At 45.2% G+C, this 26,911-nt stretch carries 26 protein-coding genes and 1 other annotated feature; of the genes, 6 read left to right on the top strand and 20 right to left on the bottom strand.

All coding sequences use genetic code 11. From position 1 onward, the window contains the following. The first annotated feature begins 301 nt into the window (after positions 1-301). From IGJ15_RS15760 to treR, 3 genes are read left to right on the top strand one after another with little or no spacing between them, the layout of a single operon-like run. The gene (locus IGJ15_RS15760; RefSeq protein ID WP_010748495.1) at positions 302-2,929 is read left to right on the top strand and encodes a glycoside hydrolase family 65 protein; all 2,628 of its coding nucleotides are present in this window, start codon (positions 302-304) and stop codon (positions 2,927-2,929) included. Between the two features lie 14 nt (positions 2,930-2,943). Further along, a complete protein-coding gene (pgmB, locus tag IGJ15_RS15765; protein WP_010748494.1) occupies positions 2,944-3,594 on the top strand; it encodes a beta-phosphoglucomutase in 651 nt (216 codons plus the stop codon). Between the two features lie 54 nt (positions 3,595-3,648). Continuing rightward, positions 3,649-4,365 (top strand): trehalose operon repressor, encoded by a 717-nt coding sequence (gene treR, locus IGJ15_RS15770; RefSeq protein WP_005226457.1) that lies wholly within the window; start codon positions 3,649-3,651, stop codon positions 4,363-4,365. 298 nt (positions 4,366-4,663) lie between these two features. Here treR and rny read toward each other — a convergent pair whose 3' ends face one another. From rny to yfmF, 7 genes are all read right to left on the bottom strand, one after another. Continuing rightward, positions 4,664-6,238 (bottom strand): ribonuclease Y, encoded by a 1,575-nt coding sequence (rny, locus tag IGJ15_RS15775; protein WP_005232891.1) that lies wholly within the window; start codon positions 6,236-6,238, stop codon positions 4,664-4,666. A 243-nt stretch (positions 6,239-6,481) separates the two neighbouring features. Further along, complete coding sequence (recA, locus tag IGJ15_RS15780) at positions 6,482-7,525, bottom strand: recombinase RecA (RefSeq protein WP_005226448.1); 1,044 nt, start codon at positions 7,523-7,525, stop codon at positions 6,482-6,484. 102 nt (positions 7,526-7,627) lie between these two features. Next, entirely contained in the window at positions 7,628-8,866 is a 1,239-nt protein-coding gene (locus IGJ15_RS15785) for a competence/damage-inducible protein A (protein ID WP_010748493.1), read from the bottom strand. A gap of 127 nt (positions 8,867-8,993) precedes the next feature. Next, the gene (pgsA, locus tag IGJ15_RS15790) at positions 8,994-9,575 is read right to left on the bottom strand and encodes a CDP-diacylglycerol--glycerol-3-phosphate 3-phosphatidyltransferase (RefSeq protein WP_005226440.1); all 582 of its coding nucleotides are present in this window, start codon (positions 9,573-9,575) and stop codon (positions 8,994-8,996) included. A gap of 132 nt (positions 9,576-9,707) precedes the next feature. Next, entirely contained in the window at positions 9,708-10,610 is a 903-nt protein-coding gene (locus tag IGJ15_RS15795; RefSeq protein ID WP_159161176.1) for a helix-turn-helix domain-containing protein, read from the bottom strand. Between the two features lie 464 nt (positions 10,611-11,074). After that, on the bottom strand, positions 11,075-12,373 hold the full coding sequence (gene yfmH, locus IGJ15_RS15800; protein WP_010748491.1) for an EF-P 5-aminopentanol modification-associated protein YfmH: 1,299 nt from the start codon (positions 12,371-12,373) through the stop codon (positions 11,075-11,077). After that, positions 12,366-13,634: an EF-P 5-aminopentanol modification-associated protein YfmF gene (yfmF, locus tag IGJ15_RS15805; RefSeq protein ID WP_010748490.1), complete on the bottom strand. Its 1,269-nt coding sequence runs from the start codon at positions 13,632-13,634 to the stop codon at positions 12,366-12,368. The genes yfmH and yfmF overlap by 8 nt, the downstream gene beginning before the upstream one ends. A gap of 161 nt (positions 13,635-13,795) precedes the next feature. Between yfmF and mscL the strand changes: the two genes are divergently transcribed. Then, positions 13,796-14,242: a large conductance mechanosensitive channel protein MscL gene (gene mscL / locus IGJ15_RS15810; RefSeq protein ID WP_005226421.1), complete on the top strand. Its 447-nt coding sequence runs from the start codon at positions 13,796-13,798 to the stop codon at positions 14,240-14,242. A gap of 95 nt (positions 14,243-14,337) precedes the next feature. On the opposite strand, the gene IGJ15_RS15815 is transcribed toward mscL, so the two are convergent. From IGJ15_RS15815 to IGJ15_RS15875, 13 genes are all read right to left on the bottom strand, one after another. Beyond that, the gene (locus tag IGJ15_RS15815) at positions 14,338-14,790 is read right to left on the bottom strand and encodes a GNAT family N-acetyltransferase (protein ID WP_010748489.1); all 453 of its coding nucleotides are present in this window, start codon (positions 14,788-14,790) and stop codon (positions 14,338-14,340) included. 61 nt (positions 14,791-14,851) lie between these two features. Further along, positions 14,852-15,097, bottom strand: a complete 246-nt coding sequence (locus IGJ15_RS15820; protein WP_005226417.1) for a Veg family protein — start codon at positions 15,095-15,097, stop codon at positions 14,852-14,854. 87 nt (positions 15,098-15,184) lie between these two features. Beyond that, complete coding sequence (locus tag IGJ15_RS15825) at positions 15,185-15,748, bottom strand: sigma-70 family RNA polymerase sigma factor (RefSeq protein WP_430599212.1); 564 nt, start codon at positions 15,746-15,748, stop codon at positions 15,185-15,187. Positions 15,749-15,843: 95 nt separating this feature from the next. Further along, positions 15,844-16,362: an NYN domain-containing protein gene (locus tag IGJ15_RS15830; RefSeq protein WP_010748486.1), complete on the bottom strand. Its 519-nt coding sequence runs from the start codon at positions 16,360-16,362 to the stop codon at positions 15,844-15,846. Next, positions 16,359-17,198, bottom strand: coding sequence for a 23S rRNA (guanosine(2251)-2'-O)-methyltransferase RlmB (rlmB, locus tag IGJ15_RS15835; protein ID WP_010748485.1), 840 nt, complete (start codon positions 17,196-17,198; stop codon positions 16,359-16,361). The genes IGJ15_RS15830 and rlmB overlap by 4 nt, the downstream gene beginning before the upstream one ends. Then, entirely contained in the window at positions 17,164-17,586 is a 423-nt protein-coding gene (locus tag IGJ15_RS15840) for a Mini-ribonuclease 3 (RefSeq protein WP_010748484.1), read from the bottom strand. Before IGJ15_RS15840 ends, rlmB begins: the two co-directional genes overlap by 35 nt. Then, entirely contained in the window at positions 17,583-18,995 is a 1,413-nt protein-coding gene (gene cysS, locus IGJ15_RS15845) for a cysteine--tRNA ligase (protein ID WP_010748483.1), read from the bottom strand. Before cysS ends, IGJ15_RS15840 begins: the two co-directional genes overlap by 4 nt. Further along, positions 18,988-19,524, bottom strand: coding sequence for a serine O-acetyltransferase EpsC (gene epsC / locus IGJ15_RS15850; protein ID WP_034695645.1), 537 nt, complete (start codon positions 19,522-19,524; stop codon positions 18,988-18,990). Before epsC ends, cysS begins: the two co-directional genes overlap by 8 nt. A gap of 65 nt (positions 19,525-19,589) precedes the next feature. Further along, positions 19,590-19,788 (bottom strand) — a binding site (T-box leader). After that, positions 19,785-21,242, bottom strand: coding sequence for a glutamate--tRNA ligase (gltX, locus tag IGJ15_RS15855; RefSeq protein ID WP_010748481.1), 1,458 nt, complete (start codon positions 21,240-21,242; stop codon positions 19,785-19,787). (Overlaps the previous feature by 4 nt.) Positions 21,243-21,411: 169 nt before the next feature. After that, a complete protein-coding gene (locus tag IGJ15_RS15860; protein ID WP_005226396.1) occupies positions 21,412-22,551 on the bottom strand; it encodes a PIN/TRAM domain-containing protein in 1,140 nt (379 codons plus the stop codon). Positions 22,552-22,586: 35 nt separating this feature from the next. Beyond that, entirely contained in the window at positions 22,587-22,718 is a 132-nt protein-coding gene (locus tag IGJ15_RS15865) for a hypothetical protein (protein ID WP_254907872.1), read from the bottom strand. Position 22,719: 1 nt separating this feature from the next. Further along, entirely contained in the window at positions 22,720-24,090 is a 1,371-nt protein-coding gene (radA, locus tag IGJ15_RS15870) for a DNA repair protein RadA (RefSeq protein ID WP_005226394.1), read from the bottom strand. A gap of 44 nt (positions 24,091-24,134) precedes the next feature. Then, the gene (locus IGJ15_RS15875) at positions 24,135-24,644 is read right to left on the bottom strand and encodes a hypothetical protein (protein ID WP_010748479.1); all 510 of its coding nucleotides are present in this window, start codon (positions 24,642-24,644) and stop codon (positions 24,135-24,137) included. Positions 24,645-24,833: 189 nt separating this feature from the next. Here IGJ15_RS15875 and proB point away from each other — a divergent pair, with 189 nt between their 5' ends. Further along, complete coding sequence (proB, locus tag IGJ15_RS15880) at positions 24,834-25,649, top strand: glutamate 5-kinase (RefSeq protein WP_005226390.1); 816 nt, start codon at positions 24,834-24,836, stop codon at positions 25,647-25,649. Further along, entirely contained in the window at positions 25,646-26,890 is a 1,245-nt protein-coding gene (locus tag IGJ15_RS15885; RefSeq protein ID WP_010748478.1) for a glutamate-5-semialdehyde dehydrogenase, read from the top strand. The genes proB and IGJ15_RS15885 overlap by 4 nt, the downstream gene beginning before the upstream one ends. The last annotated feature ends 21 nt before the right edge of the window (positions 26,891-26,911 follow it).

Below are 26,911 nucleotides of genomic sequence, written 5' to 3' on the forward strand. Positions count from 1 at the left end.
TATGTTTTGATTACGCACTAATCATAACTTGATAATTTTGATATTGCAAGCGTTTCAAACCAATTTTTTTTACTTTTTCTATAAACAATACAAGCAAACAGCAAAGGTACCATATAAAAACCTTGATAAATAAACGTTTTTTAAAATGTTTCATTAATATAAAATAATATTGCCAACAACTTTATTTACTGTTTATTTGACAAAAAAGAATAAAAAAACAGGCTAGATAAATTGAAATAGCTTACAATTTACGTTATAATCATTTTGCATGTATAGACAAGTTTAAAGGAGGACAACTACTGTGAATACGATTATATTATCTAAGGAACAATGGCTGTTAACGGATCAAACTGGTACGACCTATCCGTTTTCTGGGACTGACAGTGAACGCGTTGCCGCACTGACCGCGCAGCTGCAGCAAATGGAAGGTGGCGGGATCGTCTCTGAATCGCTGGTGTTTACAAATGAAGAAGGGACTTTTTCACTGGACCAATGGTTGACAGAAAAATTGAATCGTCCCTTTGTTTGCACTACGAAAGAACAGTATGAAGAAAAAACTGCTGAAATTCCTTGGCGCCTCGAATACTATGGCTACACCCCTGGTAAAGATGAATACTCGGTGGAGTCACTTTTAACCGTCGGTAACGGCTATTTAGGGCTGCGAGGCACAACGCCTGAGATGACCATTTGTGAAGCGAACTATCCAGGACTGTATTTAGCAAGTCTTTACAATACGGTGGAATCGGATGTTTCTGGTCATACCATCAGCAATGAAGACTTCGTCAATGCACCGAATCTGCAAAAAATGTACGTAAAGATCGATGATGAAGTGATCGATATCGCCAACAATCAGCTCCTTTCCTTTAAACGGACATTGGATCTGAAGACCGGCTTGTTCCAATCAGTGGCAGAAATTGAAACCAAAAAACAAAAGCGTCTGCGAATCGAAACGAAGAAGATCGCCAATATGCAAGACGTTCACCAATACAGCTTGGTCTATCAGTTTACCCCGCTGAACTTTTCTGGCACCGTTACCTTCGTCAGTGAAGCCGACGGATCGGTCTATAACTATAACGTCGCTCGTTACCGTAGTTTAACCAACCAGCATTTGACCGTGAAAGAGGCAGCAGCTGAACAAAGCAAAGCGCATTTAGTGGTCACCACTAACCAATCACAGATTACCGTTGTCCAATCCTCTGAACTGTTTTCACAGGACCTGCCATTGGCTGAGCTGCAAGCTGAAACAAATGACCAGCTCATCCGTCAGCAAGTAACCCTTGAGGTGACGGAAGGACAAACTTATCGGGTCGAAAAATCAGTCACTGTTGCCGCTTATCGCCAAGAAGAGCCGCAACCGGCATTTACGTTTTCTTCCTTAGCATTACCTGATTTTGCGACGATGTATACCGCCTCAAAACAAGCCTGGGCTGAATTATGGGCAAAAGCGGCCATCGAAGTCACTGGTGACTTGATGTCGCAAAAAATGCTGAATCTGCATACGTATCATCTGCTGGTCTCCGCAGCACCGAATGCTTATCAGGAGTCCTTAGATGCCAGTATCACTGCCCGTGGCCTACATGGTGAAGCCTATCGCGGTCATATTTTCTGGGATGAACTGTTTATCTTACCGTTTTACATTCTACATTTTCCTGACACCGCCAAAGAAATTCTGCTGTATCGCTACCGCCGCTTAGCTGCTGCCAAAAAAGATGCCCAAAAAGCTGGCTACCAAGGCGCCATGTTCCCATGGCAATCAGGATTGGATGGCAGTGAGCAATCCCAAGAACTGCATTTGAACCCTATCAGCGGCGAATGGAAAGAAGATCACAGTCGCTTGCAACGCCATGTCTCCTTAGCGATCGCTTATAACATTTGGCAATACTGGCACAACACGCAAGATCGAGTCTTCATGGAACAATATGGGTTAGAATTGATGTTAGAAGTCGCTCATTTCTGGCAAAGTGCTGCCACCTGGGATGATGCTGCTCAACGTTACTTTATCGATAAAGTCATGGGACCAGATGAATTTCATGAAAGCTACCCAAATAGTGAACAAGGCGGCTTGAAAAACAACGCCTATACCAATATGATGGTAGTATGGTTGTTTGAAGAGATCGAGAACCTTCAACAACAACTTTCAGCAGAGAGCTTCCAAGCGGTATTAGAGAAAACGGCTTTAACCCCTGCAGATATTGCTGCTATGGCAGATATTCGTACCAAGCTGGGCTTAGAGATCGATCCAGAAGGCATCATTGCACAATTTGAAGGGTACTTCCAGCTGGAAGATCTGGATTGGGCTCACTACAAAGAGAAATATGGCAACATCTATCGGATGGACCGCATCTTGAACGCTGAAGGCAAGAGTGCTGACAGCTACAAAGTCGCGAAACAAGCGGATAGTTTGATGATTTTCTACAATTTCTCAAAAGAGCAAGTCAATCAGATTTTGGCAGATCTTTCTTACCAGCTGCCAACAGACTATATTGAAAAAAATCTCCATTATTACTTGGCTCGTACCTCCCACGGCTCGACGTTGTCACGCATCGTTCATGCCCAGTTGGCGGCAATGGTAGATGATCAGGAGTTGGCTTGGTCATTATACCAAGAAGCCCTCTCTTCTGATTACCGTGATATCCAAGGCGGGACTACAGCAGAAGGCATTCACGCCGGTGTCATGGCTGCTACGTTGTTTATTCCATTAACCACTTTTGCTGGGATCGATATTCGAGAGGAGCAGCTGCAGATCACGCCAAACTTGCCGAAAGCTTGGGACAGCTTAGCCTTTCAGCTAGAAGTTCGCGGCACCCGCTTTGCGATGAATGTTACACATGAAACATTGACGATTACCGCTGATCAGCCAGTCATGATCTTAGTGAATGGGCAACAAGTTTCTCTAGAAGCAAAGAAAGAAGCAACGATTACTTACTAAAAGGAGTGTTACACATGAAAAAAGGATTTATTTTTGATTTAGACGGCGTTATCACGGATACGGCCAAATACCACTACATTGCATGGAAAGAATTAGCTGCGGAGATCGGGATCGAGATCGATTTGAAGTTCAACGAGCAGTTAAAAGGCATCAGCCGCATGGACTCTTTAGAGCGAATCTTAACCCTAGGCAACAAAAATGATGCCTACACAGAAGTCGAAAAAGAAGCGTTAGCGACGAAGAAAAATACCCACTATGTACAATTGTTACAAAGCTTGACTCCTGATGATCTATTGCCAGGGGTGAAGACATTCCTTGATGAAGCCAAAGCAAAAAACATTCCTTGTGCGATCGCTTCGGCATCCAAAAATGCGCCGTTTATTTTGGACAAACTTGGGGTCATGCAAGACTTTGATACGATCGTTGACCCAGCAACCTTGAAAAAAGGCAAACCAGATCCAGAGATCTTTATCCAAGCAGCGCTGGCACTAGGCATTGAACCGGCAGAAGCAGTTGGCTTTGAAGATGCTCAAGCTGGGATCGACGGCATCAAAGCTGCTGGTATGTATGCGGTAGGCGTTTATTCAGGAGAAGAATTACACGGTGCAGATGTGATCGTTGAAAAATTAACGGACCTAAACATTGACGAACTTTTGGCGAAATAGTCGATTGCATTTCCAAATTGGCCTCGCTATAATAGCCAAAGAGGGGGCAATCCGATGAACAAGTTCAAAGAAATATTTTTAGATTTAGAACAAAAAATTCTAGCAAACGAATACCCTCCGCATTCTTTGCTGCCTAGCGAAAACCAATTGATCAAAACTTATGGTGTCTCCCGCGAGACTGTCCGTAAGGCATTGAATTTATTGCGGGATGCTGGTTATATCCAAAAGAAACAAGGGAAAGGTTCGATCGTTTTAGACTTGAATCGCTTTGATTTCCCGATTTCTGGCTTGACGAGTTTTCGAGAGCTGCAAGATACCCAACGCATTCCTAGTGAAACAAAGGTTGTCGAGATCCGCAAGATCGCCGTTTCGCCAAAGCTGCACGAGACCACTGGTTGGCCTGTTGCTTCTGAGGCATGGAAACTGATCCGTCAGCGGAGAATTGATGGAGAAGTGGTGATTTTGGATAAAGATTACCTTGATGCTTCTATCATCGAAGAGTTGCCAGAAAACCGAGCGAAAGTATCGATTTTTGATTACTTTGAAAATGATCTTGGCCTTGAGATCGCTTATGCACAAAAAGAAATCACTGTTGACCCCGTCAACAAAGAATTGCGGGATCTAATGGATCTGCGTCCTGAAGATCAGCATGTCGTTACGGTTCGCAGCCTCGTGTATCTAGAAGACACGCGCTGTTTTGAATACACCGAATCGATCCACCGACTGGATAAATTCCGCTTTGTGGACTTTGCCCGCCGACGCAAGATTTGATGGACGTATAGACGTGAAACACATGAAACAGACCTGGACTTCCCCGAGAAGTCTGGGTCTGTTTTGTTTTTCAATAGCCCCCGACTCGATAATACTGGATCGATCCTCCCATTTTTCGCCTCTGTCGCTATCGAGCCATCCTTTTGCTTGTTCGTTGTTCTGTTGCCGACGAATAAAAAAGGCACGATCATTTATGGGACTGATGAAATAGAGTCGATTTTGCACAACTCAGCCGTCCTTATTGACAATCAGCTACACAAAAAAGCAGTATCCTCTCAGAGGATACTGCTTTTGCTTGCTATTTGGCGTAATCCGTTGCGCGGGTCTCGCGAATAACGGTTACTTTGATATGACCTGGGTAATCCAAATCGTCTTCGATCTTCTTGCGGATGTCGCGAACCAATCGTACAGCATCCAAATCAGAAATCTCTTCTGGTTTGACCATTACACGGACTTCACGTCCGGCTTGGACTGCAAAACTGGAATCGACCCCTTTGAAGCCGTTGGCGATATTTTCTAGGTTTTGCAAGCGGCGAATATAATTTTCCAATGATTCGCTGCGGGCACCTGGACGGGCTGCTGACAAGGCATCTGCGGCTGCAACTAAAACAGAGATAACCGATGTTGCTTCAACATCTCCATGGTGAGAAGCAATCGCATTGATCACCACACCATTTTCTTTGTATTTGGCAGCTAACTCAGCCCCGATCTCAACGTGAGAGCCTTCAATTTCATGGTCAAGGGCTTTCCCGATATCATGCAAGAGTCCGGCACGTTTGGCTAACTGGATATCTTCGCCTAATTCTGCGGCAAGAACACCGGTTAGTTTTGCGACTTCGATCGAGTGGTTCAAGACGTTTTGTCCGTAGCTGGTACGGAAACGCAAACGACCTAAAATCTTGATCAAGTCTGGATGAAGGGTGTGGGCGCCGACTTCAAAGGCTGCTTGTTCCCCATATTCACGAATATGCTCATCCATTTCTTTCCGAGATTTTTCGACCATTTCTTCAATTCGAGCTGGATGGATCCGGCCGTCTTGAATCAGTTTTTCAAGGGTCATACGAGCAATTTCACGGCGAATCGGATCAAATCCTGATAAGACGACTGCTTCTGGCGTGTCATCAATGATCAAATCGATCCCTGTCAATGTTTCAAGGGTGCGAATGTTCCGACCTTCTCTTCCGATGATTCGACCTTTCATCTCATCGTTTGGTAATGATACGACCGATACCGTGGTTTCAGACACTTGGTCTGCGGCACAACGTTGGATTGCTAAGGACAAGAGATTTTTTGCTTTTCGATCTGCTTCTTCCTTCGCACGCTGTTCAGATTCTTTGACCATGATCGTTAATTCATGGTTCAATTCCTCTTCCGTTGATTTCATGATCAACTCTTTTGCTTCATCTCTAGACAGCGCAGCGATGCGCTCTAATTCTTTCTGTTGTCCATCGATTAAGTTTTCTACTTCTTTTTCTCGCTCGTCAATTAATTGTTGTTTCTCACTAAGTCTGCCTTCTTTATCTTCAAGTGAGCGTTCTCGTTTTTCCAAAGAATCGTCCTTACGATCAAGAACTTGTTCTCTTTGGAGTAAACGATTTTCTTGTGATTTTAAATCAAGTTTGCTTTCTTTCAACTCACTTTCAATCTCTGACCGATACTTCTGATTTTCTTCCTTAGCTTCTAACAATGCTTCTTTTTTAAGAGTTTCTGCTTCTTTCTTAGCGCTTTCGATAATTCCAGCTGCAGAATTTTGGGCGCCGTTGATTTCTTTCTCATGACGAGATTTCGTCACATAAACTCCTAATCCAAGACCGACAATTAAACCGATGATAGCGAGGAGAATGTAAAGTAGTTCCAATGAATCCACCTCCATACTATCTTTTTAAATATTTTGTAATTTTGATTAACAAAGGATAACAAAATTATCAATTCGCTACTTCTTATGTGGAAATCCACATACGTTTATTCTAATGTTTGAACCCAAGAGTGTCAACTTTAAATAATAAAGTAAACTTTCGCAACCCTTCCTTTTTACGGATGTTTTTTCAACAATGGACGAATCTAGCAAAAAGCCACAAAAAAGCCAAACAACGAGGTTGTTTGGCTTTTTCAAGACTTAGTCGTCTAATGGTAATTCTTCTTGCGCTTCCTCAAGGGTTACGGTCTCTCCTGTTCCAATCCCGTAAGCATCGCGGACGCGAGCAGAAACTTCTAACATCATTTCTTGGTGTTCACGCATGTAGTTTTTGGCGTTTTCACGACCTTGACCGATACGATCCCCTTTATAGGCATACCACGCACCGCTTTTATCGACGATGTCTTGTTCCACAGCCATATCCAGCAATTCGCCTTCTTGGGAAATCCCTTGACCATACATCATGTCGACTTCTGCTACTTTAAATGGTGGCGCTACTTTGTTTTTGACTACTTTGATCTTCGTGCGGTTCCCGATGATATCTGTACCGGATTTCAATTGCTCAGCACGACGTACTTCCAAACGGATGGTTGAATAGAATTTCAACGCACGGCCACCAGGCGTCGTTTCTGGATTCCCGAACATGATCCCAACTTTTTCCCGAATTTGGTTGATAAAGATCGCGATCGTTTTCGTTTTGTTGATGGAACCAGAAAGTTTCCGTAATGCTTGTGACATCAAACGTGCTTGCAAACCAACGTGGGTATCACCCATTTCACCGTCGATCTCCGCCCGTGGGACTAAAGCTGCTACCGAGTCAATGACCACGATATCAACCGCACCACTTGAAACTAAGGCGTCAGCGATCTCTAATCCTTGTTCCCCTGTATCTGGTTGTGATAACAAAAGATCATCGATATTTACACCTAATTTTTGCGCATATTGAGGATCTAACGCATGTTCGGCATCGATAAATGCTGCTGTTCCGCCATTTTTTTGGACTTCCGCAATGGCATGTAAAGCAACTGTCGTTTTACCAGAACTTTCTGGGCCGTAAACTTCTACGATCCGTCCTCGTGGGTAACCACCTACACCTAATGCAACATCCAAGGCCAATGAACCACTTGGGATCGTTGAAATTTGTTGATCAACTTTTTCGCCAAGCTTCATGATGGCACCTTTACCATAGTTCTTTTCAATCTTCTTTAGTGCAGCATCTAAGGCTGCTTTACGATCATCTGCCAAACGGATAATCCTCCTTATATTCATCACTTTCGTGTGTCGTTCATAAGATAATAATAGTCCTTCTGACGGGAAATTGCAAGAAAAAACGAACAAACATTCGCATTAATTTAATAATTCCTTACGTATTTGATTTAAGCCCGCCATGACAGCACTATGCCGAATATAGGCGCGGTCGCGGTTGAAGTGATACAGCTGGCTCGAGACGCCTTTGTCAGAAGCTAAGGCGATCCAAACGGTACCTTTAGGCTGACCTTCTAACTCGTCTGGACCAGCAACACCCGTAAACGCCACCGCATAATCGGTCTCGGCTTGTTTGCGGGCATAGACGGCCATTGCTTCCGCACACTCCTGACTAACAGTCCCATAGCTTTCCAAAAGCCCTGGATCGATGCCTAAGAGCTTGCTTTTTGTTGCAGCAGAATATGTCACGAACCCACCGGGAAACACCTCAGAGACGCCAGGAATCCCTCCTAGGGTCGCTTGGAACAAACCAGCGGTCAAACTTTCCGCTGCGGTGACGGTTTTCTTTTTCTCGATCAGTCGCTCGACGACTGTTTCTGCCAGCGAATTTTGTTCCCCATACCCATAGAAATACGCACCGACCCGTGCTTGGACGGTTTCTTCTAACGCATCCAATTGTTTGATCCCTTGCGCCTCGTCTGCGGTTTTGACCGTCAGACGCAGCGTGACCTCATTGGGTTTGGCATAAGGAGCGATGGTGGGATTGACTTGATTCTCGATCAAATCGGCCAATTCTGTGACCAACGCCGATTCCCCGATCCCGTAATAGCGCAAAACGCGAGAAAGCAAGACTTCTTCTTGGGGAAACTGCTCTAATAGAAGTGGTTTTGCGTGGGTAAGAAACATCGCCTGCAGTTCACTTGGTGGTCCCGGCAGCAGCAAATAACTGGTAGCGGTTGTCTGATAAAAGATCCCGATCGCTAGTCCATTGGGATTTGGCAAAGACACACAGTCTTTAAAAACGAGGGTCTGCCGCAAATTGTTTTCCGTCATTCTCCGTTGACTGTTTTCAAAGAAGGCTTTCAATTGGTGATAACCTGGTTCATCTCTGACTAACTCTTGTCCCACATGACGGGCAGTGACTTGTTTCGTCAAGTCATCGTCGGTGGGCCCTAAACCGCCACATAATACGATCAAGTCGCTGCGTTTGTCGGCGATCGTCAGCAATTCCTCTAAGCGATTGGGGTTGTCCCCGACAACACTATGATAAAAAACATCGATCCCAAGACTTGCCAGTTCTTCTGACAAGAAGGTCGCGTTCGTATTCACCACCTGTCCTAAAAGTAATTCGGTCCCGACTGCAATAATTTCTGCTTTCATTCGTTTACTCCTTCATTTATCAGATACGTAAAAGTCTTTCATATTGACAAAAAAAGTCCAGAAAACTTCTGAACTTTCGTGACTTGTATCCTTGTTTTTATCGCTTCTTTATCTAGATCTAGAAATTTTACATAGAATCTTTAAAAACATTCGTATTTTTTATGAAATAATCGACCCCGGAATAGATCGTGAAGATCAAACATAGATACAACATGATTTGATCGATAGGCAAACCGATCATTGAAAAGGGAATGTTGTTCAAGAACAAGAAAATGATCGCAACCATTTGTGTCGCGGTTTTGATTTTCCCTGGCCACGCAGCAGCCATGACTTCCCCGCTTTGTTCCACTAACAACAAGCGTAAACCCGTCACTGCCAACTCGCGGCAAACGATGATCGAAACTACCCAGCCTGGGGCTTTGTCTAATTCAACCAGCATGATAAAAGCCGTCATGACGAGCATTTTATCTGCTAACGGGTCAGCAAACTTCCCGAAGTTGGTAACAAGGCCTCTGGAACGAGCGATCTTGCCATCTAGCCAGTCTGTAATGCTGGCTGCCGCAAAAAGGATCGCTGCAATAAGGTGCGTGTTTTCTAATTGTGTCGTACCAACGGTCAGCGTGCCAAGATCGATTGGCAAAACCAAGACCAAAATAAAGATGGGGATCATAATGATCCGTAATACAGTTAATTGATTGGGTAAATTCACGAAATAGACTCCTCTCTGCCGACTATTGTACGAAATAACGGCAAATCATGCCACTACTTCTGCTTTTCAATGGTCGGATGCAACAGATAACTTTTTAGCTAATGATACCTCAATAAGGCGCATTTGTCAGATTTATGCCGCATCGTCTTGGTATTCAATCACGAGGCGGACTGTCTTTTGTAACAATTCAAATTGCGGGTCAGAAAAGTCCACTTCCTGACCATTGGCAGTGATGGAGATATTTTGACTTGCGCCCAGGGTCAAGGTCGCATTCGTGGCGCCTTCTGGCAGCGTCATCGATTGCGTTTCTCCCGCTTGAACAGTGTATTGGTACACATAAGCGTTGTCGACTTGTACACCGACCCAACAAGAAGCATCTAGCCCAGTAAATGCTAATTCAATAGGATTTTCCGCATCTTTCATCGTGATCGTGATCGACGATTGCGTCGAATCACTGGCAGTCATCGTCATTTTCGCTTCGCTGGATTCCGTCGTACTTGAAGACTCCGTCACTTCACTCGAAGTACTGGTTTCTTCCGTACTTGACGTGGTGGAAGCGGTAGACGCTGAATTTTCTACCACAAGAGAAGAGCTTCCTTGGATCATCGGCGTTGTATTCCGGTCTTGCCAAGCCATGTAGCCCACGATACTCACGATCGTAATGGCCACCAAGCCTAATAGAATCATCGGCAAATAGCGGACGACAAATGAGCCGCTTTTTTCTTCTACGTGCTGTGCTTTTCGTGAGCCGCTGACGGTTTCAGGCTGCGGTCTTTTTGGTAAGGGGGCGTCTAACGTATCTTTGCCATCAAAAACGGCTACCAATTTGTCGCCGTCTTCTCCAACCGCTGCTGCATATTGGCGAATAAACGCACGGACATAAAAAGTGCCTGGCAATTGATCAAAACGCTCTGCTTCAATTGCTTCTAAATAGCGTTTTTGGATCTTTGTCATTTGTTGTAATTCAATCAATGAAATGTTTTTATCTAAACGGGCTTGCCGTAATTTTGCTCCAATCGTTGTTTCGTTGGCCACTCGATCATCTACTCCAGTCTTTTATTCATCTTTAAAAAAAGCCCTAAAATCGCTTCGCTGCTTGTCGTAAGGTCAGCAAAGCTGCTCTATCATTTTAAAACAGGGGTTCCCTGTATACGTCAATAAAAAAAACTCCGTCACGCAGATTGCCATCTGGGCGCGCCGTCTACTAAATATAACATTTTTTCCGTGATTTTTTGTAAAAAAACAAAAAAAGATTTTGCTTCAATAATTAAAGAATACCATAAAAGAAAAAGTCTGAGGATAGCCTAACCACAACTCGCAAACAAATTTTAATACTTTTCGCCAAATTGGCATCAAATTGCAAGAAAAAACCACCTTTTGACGCAAAAAGAAAACACTGAATGACTCAGGAGTTGGCCAGCCCTTGTTCTGTTGGGCGTTCCTCCTTGAATCAGTCAGTGTCGCTTAGATGACAGCTGTTTGACAAAACCAGCCTTCGCTTAGGCTTTTTCTGTTGGATACATGTAAAAACGACTAAACGCTTTGGGGTCGATAAAGGAACGAGCCGCTTGCTGGACATCTTCCAAAGTGATCGATTGGATCACTTCTGGCAGATCAAAGAGCGTCGTTTCACCAAATAAACTTTGGGTAAACTGGTTTGCGATAAACTCCAGTGAGTTCAGTGATTGGAAATATTTCCCTAGCATTTTCTTCTTCAATAACGTCAAGTTTTCTTCATTGATCTCTGGATCTTGCGGGAAATTCATTACGATCGCTTCGATCTCTGCCAACATTTTTTCTGGCTCTTCAGAATCCCCCGAGAAGTCGGCAAAGTAAAAGCCGCGATCCAAGTTCACTTCAAACCCAAATGTGTCGTCGATGATGCCTTGATCATACAAACGCAAATAATTGGCGGAAGTATTGCCTAACACCAATTGGCAGAAAAGATTCAACGCATTTTTGAAGCGCAAGAGCTCTCTTCCTGATTTCGGCAGTTTGTTCAAGTCTCCTTTGATCCCTAATACACCTTTGGCACGTGTCACTGGCATGGTAAGACTTGATTCTGCTTGAATATCGGCAAAGGTTTCTTCAGGAAACTGGCGAATGATCGCCTGCGTTTCTGGAAAGGTCTTGGCCGCTTGATTGGTCCGAATCCACGCCATCGTTTCTTCAGGATCGATATTGCCTACCACAAAAAGCGTCATGTTGCTTGGGTGATAGAAGGTATTGTAGCAAAGATACAAGTCTTCTGCGGTGATCTGCGCAATGCTTTCCACCGTACCAGCGATATCGATATGCAAGGGGTGCTTCGGATACAGATTTTTGATGATGCCGAAAAACTGCTGCCAGTTTGGATCGTCATCATACATTTGGATTTCTTGACCAATGATCCCTTTTTCTTTTTCGACGGTTTCTTCTGTGAAATACGGGGCTTGAACGAAATCGATCAACGTTTCAAGGTTCAGCTTGATTTGATCGGTTGCCGAAAAAAGGTAGCTGGTTTTCGTGAAACTGGTAAAGGCATTGGCAGAAGCCCCCTGCTGACCAAAGGTATGAAAGACATCGCCGTCTTCTTTTTCAAACAGTTTGTGCTCTAGAAAATGGGCAATGCCATCAGGGACTCGATGCAATGCTTCGGGTGAAAACCCGAAATGATTGTCGACAGAGCCATAGTTCGTACTGAAAAGTCCGTAAGTTTTATGGAAATCGGCTTTTGGCAGCAAATAAACTTTCAAGCCGTTTGGCAATACTTCTTCATAAAGGGTCTCATTGATTTGCTGATAGACTTTTTTATTCATGGGTCGTCTCCTTATCCAGGAAGAATACAGCTTGCAAGGACACGTTTTGAGCCAATGCTTGGACATCTGCCACGGTCACTTGTGCCAATTTCTGCATAAATTCATCTTCCGTCATTTTCGTATTCGGTACCCACTGATTCAGATAGGCTGTTTCGATCAGTGCTTGTGGGTTATCCAATGAAAGCAAGTACTGGTTTTTCAACATCGCTTTTGTTTGCGCCAGTTCTTCCGCGGTGACTTCGCCACGCTGCAAGCTTTGCAGCTGCTGTTCGATCAATTTGAAGACCTTATCGCGGTTTTTGCCATCGATCCCCGTTTGGACCGACAAATACCCACGAAACGTATCGATACTGCTAGAAGCATAATACGCCAAACTTTCTTTCTCTCGGACATTCATAAACAGTTTTGAATGAGGGAATCCGCCAAACAACCCGTTGAAGACCATAAAGGCGATCCGCTCGGTTTGGTCATAATACACGCCAGTATGATAGCCTAAGTTCAATTTGGCTTGGATGATTGGTTCTCGCAAGATTTTCTCGCGAATGATGTTTTCCGCCGCTTGCTGATAAAAGACCGGCATTGCTTGGTCTGGCCGATCGGTAAAGGCCATGTTTTGGAAGAGCGCCGCAACTTCTGCTTCAACCACATCGCCGATCACGAAAATATCGATTTGATCATTGTCCATCATTGAGCGATAGGTTTGGTAAAGCTCTTTTGCGGTCACAGCTTCTAAGTCTTGGGGACGGCCAAAGCTCGGATACTTCTGATTCTGATCGTTTTCGAAATACAACTCTTGCAGCCCTAAAGAAGCCAATGCTTGCTTATCTTCTGCCACGCTGTTCATATAGGCGATCAAGTTGTGCTTTTCGATGGTGAAGTTCTTTTCTTCAAACTGTTCCTCGTGGGCATTCGGATGGAACAAAACTTCTGCTAAAAAAGCGGCTGCTTGCGGCAATACTGCTTCATCTGACACGTACTTCCCGTTGACAAAGGACATCGCTGCATTGATTTGATGCAGATTGCCCCGTTTGTTAACATTCATACCAAAGCTGGCACCGTAAAGCTCTGCCAGCTGACTGCTAAATGCGGTCTGTGTCGGATAAGCCAAACTAGTCGTTTCTAATAAACTGGTCAATAAGGTCCGTTTGGCGGTCATTTCAGCCTGCAATGGTGCAGTAAACCGAACGAAAAAACGGATCGTTTTATACTTTTTGGTCGGTAGCACCGTTAACCGAACACCTTTTTTTAATTCAATAGACATGTGACACCCCTTCTAGAAGCAAAATTATCTCTTCAATTATAGCATAGCTGACAAACTTTCTCCTCGGCTCACTGATCAAACCTGTTGCAGCGAGCGTTTTTTTTTATAAATCCCGCGTTTTTCGCTATACTGTCAGTAAGATTTAGAAGGGAGGATACAGGATGATTAAAGAATTTAAAGAATTTATTTTACGAGGAAACGTCATTGACTTGGCGATCGGGGTCGTGATCGGGAGTGCCTTCACCGCAATCGTCACTAGTTTAGTTGAAGGATTGCTGACACCATTGGTTTCATGGATCTTATCACTCTTTGGTAACGCAGATGCCTTTTCTGGCTTGGTCTTTGAACCAGCCAAAAATGTGGTCTTTGATTTCGGCCGCGTAATTACTGCCATTATTACGTTCTTGATTACCGCATTTGTCTTGTTCTTGATTGTCAAAGCAGTCAACAAACTACGCAATCTGAAACAACAACCTGAGGAAGAAGAAGTACCAGAAGTCACTGCAGAGGATTATTTAGAAGAGATTCGTGACCTTCTAAAAGCGCAAACGCCTCCTGCCAACACTGTGGATCCACGTCCAACATCATTGGATGATACGATCCGATAAAAAAACGGCTCTTAGTCAATAAGGTCGAAAGAAGCGATTCGGATTCATCCGATCCATCAATCATAGCGCTAAAAGAAGCAAGCACGCGAACCTCGCTAGAGAGTCGCTGTGCTTGCTTCTTTTTTCATCCCGACATGCAGGATCCCGTCTTCATAAAAAGGCGGTGTAATGGTTTTAAAGCCATACTGGCCGTAGAATTTTTCTAAGTGGGCTTGTGCTTCGATCTCAATAGGCAAAGCTGGATAACACTGCTCAATGCGATGCAAAACTTCTTTGATCAGACGATGGCCTTCTTTTTGCCCCCGGTATGCTGGTGCCACAATGACCCGACCAAAATGCACCGTTTGTTCCTGCTGGAAAATACGGGCGTACGAAACGATCTGCCCTTCCTCATCAAGGGCCCATAAATGTTTGGCTTGTGCATCGATCGCATCGATCTCTTGATACGCACACGCTTGTTCCACCACAAAAACCGCTGTACGCAAACGGGCAAGCTGATAAAACTCCACCCCAGTCATTTCCCCTAACTCTTTTAGAAAAAACGCCATCCCATCACTCCTTATCTTATTGAACCAAAAAAGAGTCAACAAAGTGTCAACTCTTCTTGTTTCAAACAGCTTCTGATAAAAATTCAATCTCAACAGTTCTAGTTAAAATATCTGAATAACTATAAGAAACCCGCTCGAATGAATTCTCATTTGGATCCAAATCTACAACAAAAACTGAAGGATAAGTTTCTGTCAAAACGCCGCGACGTTCAGTTTGACGCTTACGTCCAGTCTGAGCAACTAGCATAATCTCACTACCGATACGGCCTTCTAAATCTTTCTTGATCGTAGCTAAAGTTGTTGGCATCGCATTCACCTCGAGCATCATCATACCACGAAAAGCAGAAAATTTCAAGTTTACCATAAAATAATTCTACTTTCAATAAGATTTTTGTTAAACACCCTTGATAAGCGCTATCAACTTTGTCCGACCGCGAATGAAAGCGCTTTTTATTTTTTCATAAGGCAGCTTTTCTTGAGCGGCAATCTGATCAAGTTCTAATCCTTTTAAATAATTCATTATAACCATTCGTTCTAAAGACGATAAACTTTTCGGATACTCTGCCAACGATTCATTAACGAACAAGTAGGTCTCTGCCGTTTCCGCACAGCGATTATGATCGGTCAAAAACCGATTGCCTTCTTGTAAAAGCTTTTCTTCCAGCGAGCAGGCATCGACTTGGGCTTTGCGTTTTTGGGCATGTTGCGCCCGCAACAGGCTGCAGATACGGTTCTCAAAGGAACGCTTAAACAAGATACCGATGGTCGTTCCTTTGTCCTTATCGTAAGTCTTTAGACACTTATTAAAAACGATCCTGCCTTCTTGCAGCCAATCGTCTAAGTCATAATCCCGCAGATAATATTTTTTATGCAAAATCTCAACGATCGGTCGATATTTTCTGAACAACTCTTCAAATCTATCTGAACGGTGCGATACTTGTCTTTCCTTTGTGCGCATCGAGATCACTCCTTTTGTTTTTGTTTCATTTGCTACAAAAGGAGCGTATCATAAATGGCTGGGACATCTTCTAATTTACCAGACCAACTTTGTCCCTAACTAAGGTCTTGCAATTTCTTTTCAAGTTCGGCTAATTGTTCAGGTGACCAAGGGGAATTGCGTCGAAAATTTTCAAATCGCAAGTCGGTTTGATGCTCGTGGATGTCTTTTTCCGTTTTTTCCACGCTTTTGTACAATTCCCGTGCCGAAGTTCGCAAAGCACCTTGAGAGAAGATCACCCACTGTTCGGCTAAATCGCTGGTAGCGACGGTGACTTGCGTCAATCGATTGTTTAATTCACCAGCGATTCGTTCGATGTAGCTGTCGGCGGTCTCTCCTTCTTCGGTAAAAATAACTTCCAGCTGATATTTGGTGTAACTTTGGGTCACACCAGGCACCAGTTGGGCATCAAAAACAACGATGATTTTCAACCCTTCATATTTTGCATAATTCGACAGCCGATTCAGTAAGGCTTCTCGGGCATCTTCTAAACGGTCCTGATTTTTCAAAAGAACCAGCTCCGGCCAAGCGCCAATCATATTGTAGCCATCCACGATCAGCAAAGGGGTTTTCATTGGGACGCCCCATTTCGGCTAGTAAAGGCCTGATACATCAACAAGCCTGCCGCCACACTGGCATTTAAGCTCTGCACGTGCCCAGTCATTGGGATCGTCAGCATTTGATCCACTTCTTTTTTCAAACCTTCCCCCATGCCGCGTCCTTCGTTGCCGATGATCAAACCGACCGCCCCTTGGGCATTCCATGTGCGGTAATCACTGCCACTCATATCCGTACCGAAGATCCAAAAACCAGCTTTTTTCAGCTGCTGGACTGCTTGGGTCAAGTTGGTCACGCGGGCCACAGGGATATGTTCCACTGCGCCGGTCGACGTTTTCACCACGATTGGCGTGATCCCCACCGCACGGTGTTTTGGAATGATGATCCCGTCTACGCCGCTGGCATCAGCGGTTCGCATGATGGAGCCGAAATTATGGGGATCTTCTAGATTATCTAAAATCAGATACAGCGGCTGTTCTTTCGTTTGGGCCAACAATTCATCCAAGGTCAAATACTGATAAGGGGTGATCGCCAAGATCATGCCTTGATGGACCCCTTGGTCACTCATCGTATCCAGCTTTTGTTTTGGCACCCATTTGACTGGAACTGCCTGTTCCCGCGCCATTTCTTTCAAACGATCGATTTTTTCTCCCCGTGCTTCTTCGGAAAGAAACAGCTTGTTGCCTCGCCCTTCTTTCAAGGCTTCAGCAACCGCATGATAGCCGAAGACAAAATTATCTTCGATGGCTTCTCCAGCGGCTTCTTTGCGGCGATCCGGTCTATTTTCTTGTCTGGCTTCTGATCGGCCAGCTGTTTTTTTATTTGGACGCTTTCTTTGCGGTTTTTCTCGCATCTTCTTCTCCTACTTTCTTTATACACCAGTCTATTAGCTCGTCTAAGCGTTCTTTTTGCTGCGTGAGGTGCAAATACCCGATCAGCGATTCAAAGCCAGTAGCGATACGATACGTCGTGACATCGGCATTTTTGGCACCCGTATGGCTTTTACTATTACGGCCGCGGCGGTAAAAATCATATTCTTCTTCGGTCAGGATCTCTTCATCCAACATCTTTTGGATCAATGCCGCTTGGGCTTTGGCCGACACATAGTGGGTCGCCATATGGTGCAGTTGGTTCGGGCGGGTTTGGCCTTGGGCGACTAAATAATCGCGAATATAGACTTCATAGACCGCATCCCCCACATAGGCCAATGCCAAACCATTCAATTGTTTATAATCTCTCATGCTTCTCGTCTCCATCGGGTTCCTTGCGGGGTATCTTCTAAGATGATCCCTTGTTCTTTCAACTCATCACGGATTTGGTCGCTGCGGGCAAAATCTTTGGCTTTGCGTGCGGCGATCCGTTCATTGATCAGCTGTTCGATTTCTTCATCCAGCAATTCTTCGGATACAAAATAAATCCCGAAAATCGTCAGCCATTCGCTGAATTTGGCTAATCCAGCGGCTAATAAAGCCAAATCTGTTTCTGGGTCTTCGCTAGCTAAGTTCAGCCACTTCGCCAATTCATAGACCACAGTGATCCCGTTAGCCGCATTGAAATCGTCGTCCATTTCTTTGACGAAACGTTCTTCAAATTCTTCCAGAACCGCTGCATTGACTTCCTCATCGCTGGCTTGATAATGACTGCTATTCAAGCGGAATTTGGCATTTTCATAGGTCGTCCGCAATTTTTGCAGGTTGGTTTGTGCTTCATGCAAGGTAGTCTCACTGTATTTGATTGGTCGGCGGTACTGGGTCGTTGCCAAAAAGAAACGCAGCACCTGCGGATCAACTTTTTTGACCATCTCATGCACCGTGACGAAGTTGCCCAGTGACTTACTCATTTTTTCTTCGTCTTCACCGATCGTCACATAGCCGTTATGCATCCAATAGTTGGCAAAGGTCTTGCCAGTTTTCGCCTCGCTTTGGGCGATCTCATTTTCATGATGCGGGAAGGTCAAGTCTTGTCCGCCTCCATGAATATCGATGGTCTCGCCTAGGTGTTTGGTCGCCATCACCGAGCATTCGATATGCCAGCCAGGACGACCGACTCCCCAAGGAGATTCCCAAGCGATCTCATCGCCTTTTGCCGCTTTCCACAAAGCAAAATCCAACGGATCTTCCTTGATTTTTTGTTCTTCACCGGTCCGCTGACTTGCGCCGACTTCCAGCTCATCGATGGATTGGTCGCTTAATTGCCCATAGTGAGCAAATTTGCGGGTACGGTAATAAACATCGCCATTGACTGGATAGGCATAGCCTTTTTCTACAAGAGCAGCAATAAAGGCAATGATGTCTTCGATATGATCCATCACACGAGGATTCATCGTAGCAGGTTTGACGTTCAGCGCTGCGGTATCTTCATTGAAGGCGTTGATAAAACGCTCTGCCACTTCTGGGGCCGTCGTGCCTAATTCTTTTGCCGCACGAATGATTTTATCATCGACATCGGTAAAATTCATCAAATAGTCCACTGTATAGCCGCGGTATTCAAAATAACGGCGCACGGTATCAAACGACACAGTACTGCGGCCATTCCCGATATGGATGTAGTTATAGACGGTGGGTCCGCAAACATACATTTTTACTTTCTTTTCTTCTAATGGCTGAAACACTTCTTTTTCCCGTGTCAGCGTATTATAGATTTTAATCATCGTGGATAACCTTCTTTCCTTTGATTCGAACGATCTTTGCTGGGATTCCGACAGCAGTTGCTTCTGCAGGGATATCCTTCAAAACCACTGCATTGGCGCCGATCTTTGCACGCTCACCGATCGTGACAGGGCCTAAGATCTGCGCATGGGCTGAGAGAAACGCACCGGTTTTAACCGTGGGATGACGCTTGCCCCGCTCTTTACCGGTTCCCCCTAAGGTGACACCGTGAAACAAGACGACATCATCTTCAATGATCGCCGTTTCCCCGATCACGACGCCCATCCCATGATCGATAAAGACCCCTTGGCCGATCTGCGCACCAGGATGAATCTCGATCCCAGTCAAGAAACGCCAAAACTGGGCCGTCAGTTTTGCCAAAAAATACCAGCGATGCTGAAACAAAAAATGCGACCAACGATGCCAAAACAAGGCATGAAATCCTGGGTATGTGATGATGATCTCCAACGTTGATCGTACCGATGGATCATGTTTTTTTGTTGCCGCAATTGCTTTTTTGAACCAAGTCATCTTCTCACCTACTTTATCCAAACTTCTTGATACGAAAAAAGCGTCTTTCAAATAAGTTTCCTTATTCAAAAGACGCTTTTTTGCGTGGTCCCACTTTTGTTCGCAGTTCGGCACTGCCTTCAAGCGGGTAACGTCCGCTGCTTCGTCTTTGACTTGCGCCAAAGCCACTCCTAGGTGCATTTCCTAGCCTTTTTTGACCACTCTCACCTTCCGTGGTCTCTCTGAAAAAAATCGGCTAGTACTTCGTCTATTCGCTGTGTTTATAACACGTTATTCAAATGATCAAGGGCTTTTTCTTTCCCTAATAATTCAACGGTATCTGGTAGTTCTGGTCCGTGGGTTTGGCCTGAGACCGCCACGCGGATCGGCATGAATAAATTCTTGCCTTTGATGCCTGTTTCTTTTTGGATCTCTTTGATGGCTGCTTTGACTGCCGCAGCCTCAACGACTGGCATCGCCTGTAATTTTTCTTTAAAGGCTGTCAAAACCGTCGGTACAGTTTCTCCTGCTAAGACTTCTTTGGCTGCATCATCTAATTCAGGGTGTTCTTCGAAGAACAATTCCGAAAGGTCGACGATTTGTGCCGCAAAACTCATTTGCGGTTGATACAAGGAAACGATTTTTTTCAACCAAGCAGCTTTTTCTTCGGTCAATGTTTCTTCGATGCGACCGGCTTTTGCCAAGTAAGGGACGCACATTGCCGTCAATTCATCCAGATCCATTTGTTTCATGTACTGGTTATTGACCCATTCCAACTTCTTGGCATCGAAGGCAGCTGGTGATTTGCTCAACCGTTCAGGATCAAAGATTTTGATCAATTCTTCTTGAGAGAAGATTTCTTCTTCCCCTACTGGTGACCAGCCTAAAAGTGCAATGAAGTTGAACATAGCGTCTGGTAGATAACCCAACTCACGGTATTGCTCGATGAATTGGAGAATCGATTCGTCCCGTTTGCTTAATTTTTTCCCGGTTTCGCTATTGATGATCAACGTCATATGCCCGAATTCTGGTGCTTGCCAGCCAAATGCTTCATAGATCATCAACTGTTTTGGTGTGTTGGCGATGTGGTCATCTCCACGCAGCACATGGGTGATTTTCATATGATGGTCATCGACTGCTACTGCAAAGTTGTAAGTCGGCATACCGTCACGTTTTTGAATGACAAAATCGCCACCGACATTATCTGATTCAAAAACGATCTCGCCTTTGACCATGTCGTGGAATTTGTATTCAGTATTGCGAGAGACACGGAAACGAATCACTGGTTTCAAGCCTTGTGCTTCTTTGTCGGCTTGCTCTTCTGGTGTTAAGTTGGCACATTTCCCTGCATAATGGGGCATTTCGCCACGAGCTCTTTGGCCTTCACGTTCGGCTTCCAATTCTTCTTCCGTACAATAACACTTATACGCACGATTGCTTGCAAGCAATTGATCGATCAGTGGTTGGTAGATATCGCCGCGTTCTGATTGACGATACGGACCGTATTCTCCTGGATTTTCAGGTGATTCGTCCCAATCCATTCCTAACCATTGCAAGTTTTCAAGCTGGCTTTTTTCACCATCTTCAATGTTTCTTTTTTGATCGGTGTCTTCGATTCGGATAATAAATTCACCGTCATTATGACGAGCAAACAAATAATTGAATAAAGCCGTCCGAGCATTCCCGATGTGTAAATGTCCTGTTGGACTTGGCGCGTAACGTACACGTACTTTTGTCATTGTTTTCCTCTTCCTTCATCTGATTTCCAAGCCAGCCAAGCTGCTTGGGGCTTATTGTTCAGTTTAGTGGGAAAGACCCGCGTAAAAAACAGAACCCTCAAGTTGAATTGTACAATCAATAACCCAATTAGTAAAGGCAGCTGGCATATTTTACGCCAGCTGCCTAGGATTATTTCTCTGATTTCGATCCTTCTTTGTTGTCGATGCCGCGACCAGAATGGGCTGGTTTGGCAAAAATCATCCGACCAGCTGCCGTTTGCAAGGCGCTGGTGACGATCACTTCGATGTGTTCATTCATGTAATGCTGGCCATCTTCCACCACGACCATCGTCCCGTCATCTAGATAAGCGACCCCTTGCTGGCGCTCCGTGCCAGCTTTCACCACTAAGACGTGCATGCTTTCTCCTGGAATCACCACTGGTTTGACCGCATTGGCTAACGCATTGATATTCAAGACAGGCACATTTTGAAATTCAGAAACTTTGTTTAGATTGTAATCATTGGTCACGACGACACCATCCAGCATCTTCGCTAACTTGATCAGCTTGCTATCGACTTCGGAGATGTCTTCAAAATCGCCTTCATACATCTCAACTGCGATGCCTTCTTCTTTTTGCAAAGCATTCAAAATATCCAAGCCGCGGCGGCCCCGAACCCGTTTCAAACTATCGCCAGAATCTGCGATGTATTGCAATTCATACAAGACAAAATTCGGGATCAGCAAGACGCCTTCTAAAAAGCCCGTTTTAGCAATGTCATAGATCCGACCATCAATGATCACGCTGGTATCCAAAATTTTGTATTTGTGGAAATGGTCCGCGATCTTTCTTTCCAGCATCTGCTGTTCATCTTGCTCTTGGGGCTCTGCCTTTTTGTTTTTCGGGGCAAAGACTTTTTTCCATTCATCAATCCGTGTCGTCCCGATCTGAAAACCGAGATACCCTAACAGGACCATCACTAAGATTGGGGCGATCCCGTTGATAAAAGGAATATCCCAATTGTAAAAAGGAATCGACACGATCACACCGATCATCAGACCGATGATCGAACCAATTGCGCCAAACAAGAGATACGTTAAGCTCAATTCACTTAGTTTTTCTTCAATTTTTCGAATACCAGCTGCAATATATTTCGCTAATAGTAAAGATAATAAAAAGAAAATAAGGGCTCCAAGCAAACTATTAGTGATGTTATTATTCAGCCATTCATTTTGGGTTTGCCCAATGGCTTGCCATGCGATAGGCATCAGTGAGATCCCCAGACTTGCTCCGGCAAGTACCATTAGTGCGGTAATGACTCGTTTCTGCATACATGTTCCTCCATACTCCAGTAGGTTTCTTTTGTTCAAAAATCCGTGCTGCCAGACAGGCTCCTTCCGCCAGTCAGCGGCTGTCGGTCGGTTGGTTCAAACGAATGAATCAGCAGCGTCAGGGCAAGAGGAGAGGCGATTGCCCCTTGCTCTTGCATTGACTCCACTTTAACGGAAGACTTTCCGCAAGGTTTCGGCTAAGGTAGACACGCCTTCGACTTCGATGCCTTTGGGCGGCTGCCAGCCAGTCAGATTATTTTTCGGCAAATAAACTTTCGTAAAACCTAGTTTTTGCACCTCTTTGACCCGTTGCTCGATCGCGTTGACTCGGCGAATCTCACCCGTCAAGCCAATTTCACCGATAAAACACTCCGTCGGGCTGGTGCCTTTTTCTTTGTAGCTAGACGCGATACTAACAGCGATCGCTAGATCGATCGCAGGTTCATTTAATTTGACCCCGCCGGCTGCTTTTAAATAGGCATCTTGATTTTGCAGCAGCAAGCCTGCCCGTTTTTCTAAAACCGCCATGATCAGCGAGACGCGGTTGAAGTCTAGCCCCGTCGTCGTGCGTTTGGCATTGCCGAACATCGTTGGCGTGACCAGTGCTTGGATTTCCACCAAGATTGGCCGACTGCCTTCCATTGCCACTACGATCGCCGATCCAGTTGCGCCTTCTAAGCGTTCTTCCAAAAAGACTTGTGACGGATTGGCGACTTCTTTCAACCCGCCTTCTTCCATTTCAAAAATCCCGATCTCATTGGTGGACCCAAAGCGGTTTTTTACGGCCCGCAAAATTCGAAAACTGTGGTGCTTTTCGCCTTCGAAATACAAGACGGTATCCACCATATGCTCCAGCATCCGCGGTCCTGCGATCGAGCCTTCCTTCGTCACGTGGCCAACGATAAAGATGGCGATGCCATTGGTTTTGGCGATTTTCAGCAATTCTGCGGTCGTTTCTCGCACTTGGCTGACACTGCCTGCCACGCTGGTGATATCCGGTTGGGTCATGGTTTGGATCGAATCGATGATCACATAATCTGGGCGGATGTTTTCGATCGCTTTACTGATCTCTGACATGTCCGTTTCCCCATAGAGATAAAATTCTGTGTCGATGGCGCCTAAGCGCTGCGCCCGCATTTTGATTTGTTCGGCACTTTCTTCTCCTGACACATACAAGACCGTCCCGCCGATCGCTGCTAATTGCTGGGAAACTTGCAAGAGCAGCGTCGATTTTCCGATCCCTGGATCCCCACCGATCAAAATCAAGGAGCCTGGGACCACGCCGCCGCCTAAGACGCGATTCAACTCAGCAAGTTTCGTTTGGACTCGCGGTTCTTTTTTCGGTACGACATCGGCGATTTTCGTCGGCTGCATCTTTTGCCCCGTCAATGTCGTACGTACTCGACGATCGGCGGTTTCTTGGATCACTTCTTCCACCATTGAATTCCAGCTGCCGCAATTGGGGCATTTCCCTAAATATTTAGGGGAACTGTACCCACAATTTTGACAGACAAATTGACTTTTTGCTTTTTTTGCCATTGATCTCCTCCACTACTTCTATCAAACAGACCCCCAGGCAGGATTTACTGATTCGAGGAGCCAAAGCCGCCGGTTCGGCTGGCAGTGGTTGTATCTTGATCAGCTTTTAAGAACGGCAAGAAAATTCCTTGGCCGATCCGTTCGCCTTTTTTAATGACGACATCTGTGGGGCCGAAATTGGTAAACTGAAACATGATATGCCCTTCATTATCTGGATTGTCATAGTAATCGCTGTCGATGACGCCGACACCATTCGTCAAGACTAAGAAACGTTTCAAAGGATTGCTGGAACGATTTGTCAGCTGCAAATACTCGTCTTCCCCCATATAGGCTTTGATCCCCGTGGGAATCAAGGTTGGCTTCAACTGTTTTGCGGTCTCTTTCGCAAAAAGCGCTTTGACCCCGTCGATCACGCCCGCTTTCCAAATGCTTGGCACCACGATTTCTTCCGCTGCTTCAAAGTCGTAACCAGCCGCATGATGGGTGGCACGTTGAGGCAAGGTGATGCTTTTTTCTTTATATGCTGTAATAATTTCAAATCCTCGTAATTTCATGGGTTCCTCCAATAATAAAACATATAGCTATTTTAGCATAGGAAGAACTATTTTCTTCATGGAAAACACAATTATCGAAAAGTCTTTACAATTTCTTCGTTTAAAAATAGCCCAAAAAGAAAAAAGGACATGACGAAACGCCCGTTTGCGAGTACAATAGAAAAAATATCAAAAAATAGGCGGTGGCATATGCGCGCAGATCTTTCAAACAAAAACCGAATCGTTGTAAAAATCGGCACCAGCTCGTTGATTTATCCCAATGGTGCCATCAATCTAGCTGGCATCGATGAATTAGCCTTTGTCTTAGCAGCTTTGCAAAACCAAGGCAAAGAAATCATCTTAGTTTCTTCTGGTGCGATCGGTGTTGGCATGAACAAGTTGAATTTGAAAGAACGACCCGTGGAGATCCCGCAGCAGCAAGCCGTGGCCGCCGTTGGCCAATCGGAACTGATGACGATCTACAACCAGCGTTTTCAAAGCTATAGCCAGCAGACTGCACAAATCCTGCTGACCAGAGACATCATCGAATTTCCCCAAAGCCGTCAAAACGTTAGCAACACCTTAGAGCAATTACTTACGATGGGGATCATCCCGATCATTAATGAAAACGACACGGTAGCAGTGGATGAATTGGATCATCTCACCAAATTCGGCGACAATGACCAGCTGTCAGCGATCGTCGCTCAGTTGACGAAAGCCGAGCTTTTGATCATGCTTTCTGATATCGACGGCTTTTATTCCGCCAATCCGCTGAATGATCCTGAGGCCGTCTTGTATTCCGAGATCAATGAAATCACCCCAGAACTTTTAGAACAAGCTACGGGAAAAGGCAGTCCTTATGGAACCGGCGGTATGACCAGTAAACTAAAAGCCGCCCAACGTATCTTAGACTTGAACAGTCACATGCTGCTGGCTAACGGCAAGCAGCCGAAAATTATTTTTGACTTGCTCGCAGGGGAACCTGTCGGCACCCACTTTTATCAACGAACGGAGGATGAGCAATGAGCAACTTGCAAACGATCGGTCAACAAGCTCAAGCAAGCGCCCAGACATTAAGCTTACTGAGTGCCAGTGAAAAAAACCACCTACTGGCAGCGATGGCCGATGCTTTAGAAAAAGCTGCCGAGACGATTTTAGCTGCTAATCAACAAGATCTAGCCGCCGCAAAAGCCAAAGGAACCAGCCAGACGATGCTGGATCGACTGTTGCTGACAGAACAACGGATCACCGAGATGGCTAACGGCATCCGAGAAGTCGCCCAATTGCCCGACCCAATCGGTGCCGTGGATAAAATGTGGCGCAATGCTGACGATCTTTTGATTGGTCAACAACGAGTGCCTTTAGGGGTCATCGGCATCATCTACGAAGCCCGCCCTAATGTCACCACTGACGCAGCTAGTCTGTGTTTCAAATCAGGAAATGCCGTGATTTTGCGTGGTGGAAAGGAAGCCTTCCACTCCAATCAAGTCCTCGTGACTATTTTACAAGAGGCTTTAGCTGCCAATGGACACTCCCGCCATGCGATCCAGTTTATCGAAGATACGAGCCACGAAACAGCGGCTGAGCTGATGCGGCTGACAGATTACTTGGATGTTTTGATCCCTCGGGGAGGCGCCGGCTTGATTCGTCGTGTCAAAGAGACCGCCACGGTGCCAGTGATCGAAACCGGCACCGGCAACAATCATATCTACATCGATCAAGCAGCCCAGCTGCCGATGGCACTGGCGATCGTCACGAATGCAAAAACGCAACGCCCTTCTGTCTGCAATGCCATCGAAACGATCCTCGTCCATGAAGCAGTGGCAGCGGACTTTTTGCCAATGGTAGAACAGCAATTTGCCGATCAAGTCGAATTGCGAGGAGATCAAAAAGCGTTGGCGTTTTTAAACAATGCACAGCTTGCCACTGAAGACGACTGGGCAACCGAGTTTTTAGACTATATCTTAGCGATCAAAGTGGTGGCTTCGCTAGAAGAAGCCATTGCTCACATCAATCGCTACAATACGAAGCACTCCGAAGCGATCATCACCGATGATTATTTCGCTTCCCAACGCTTCTTGAAAGAAGTTGATGCGGCGGCGGTTTACGTCAATGCCTCGACCCGTTTCACCGATGGCTTTATGTTTGGCTTTGGTGCCGAGATCGGCATCTCGACGCAAAAACTCCATGCCCGTGGGCCAATGGGGTTAGAAGCACTGACTTCTACCAAATATATTATTTATGGCGAAGGCCAGATCCGTAAGTAACGATACGAAAAAACAGCCACT

The organism is Enterococcus sp. AZ079 (genome assembly GCF_050547255.1).
GTDB lineage: Bacteria > Bacillota > Bacilli > Lactobacillales > Enterococcaceae > Enterococcus_D > Enterococcus_D casseliflavus.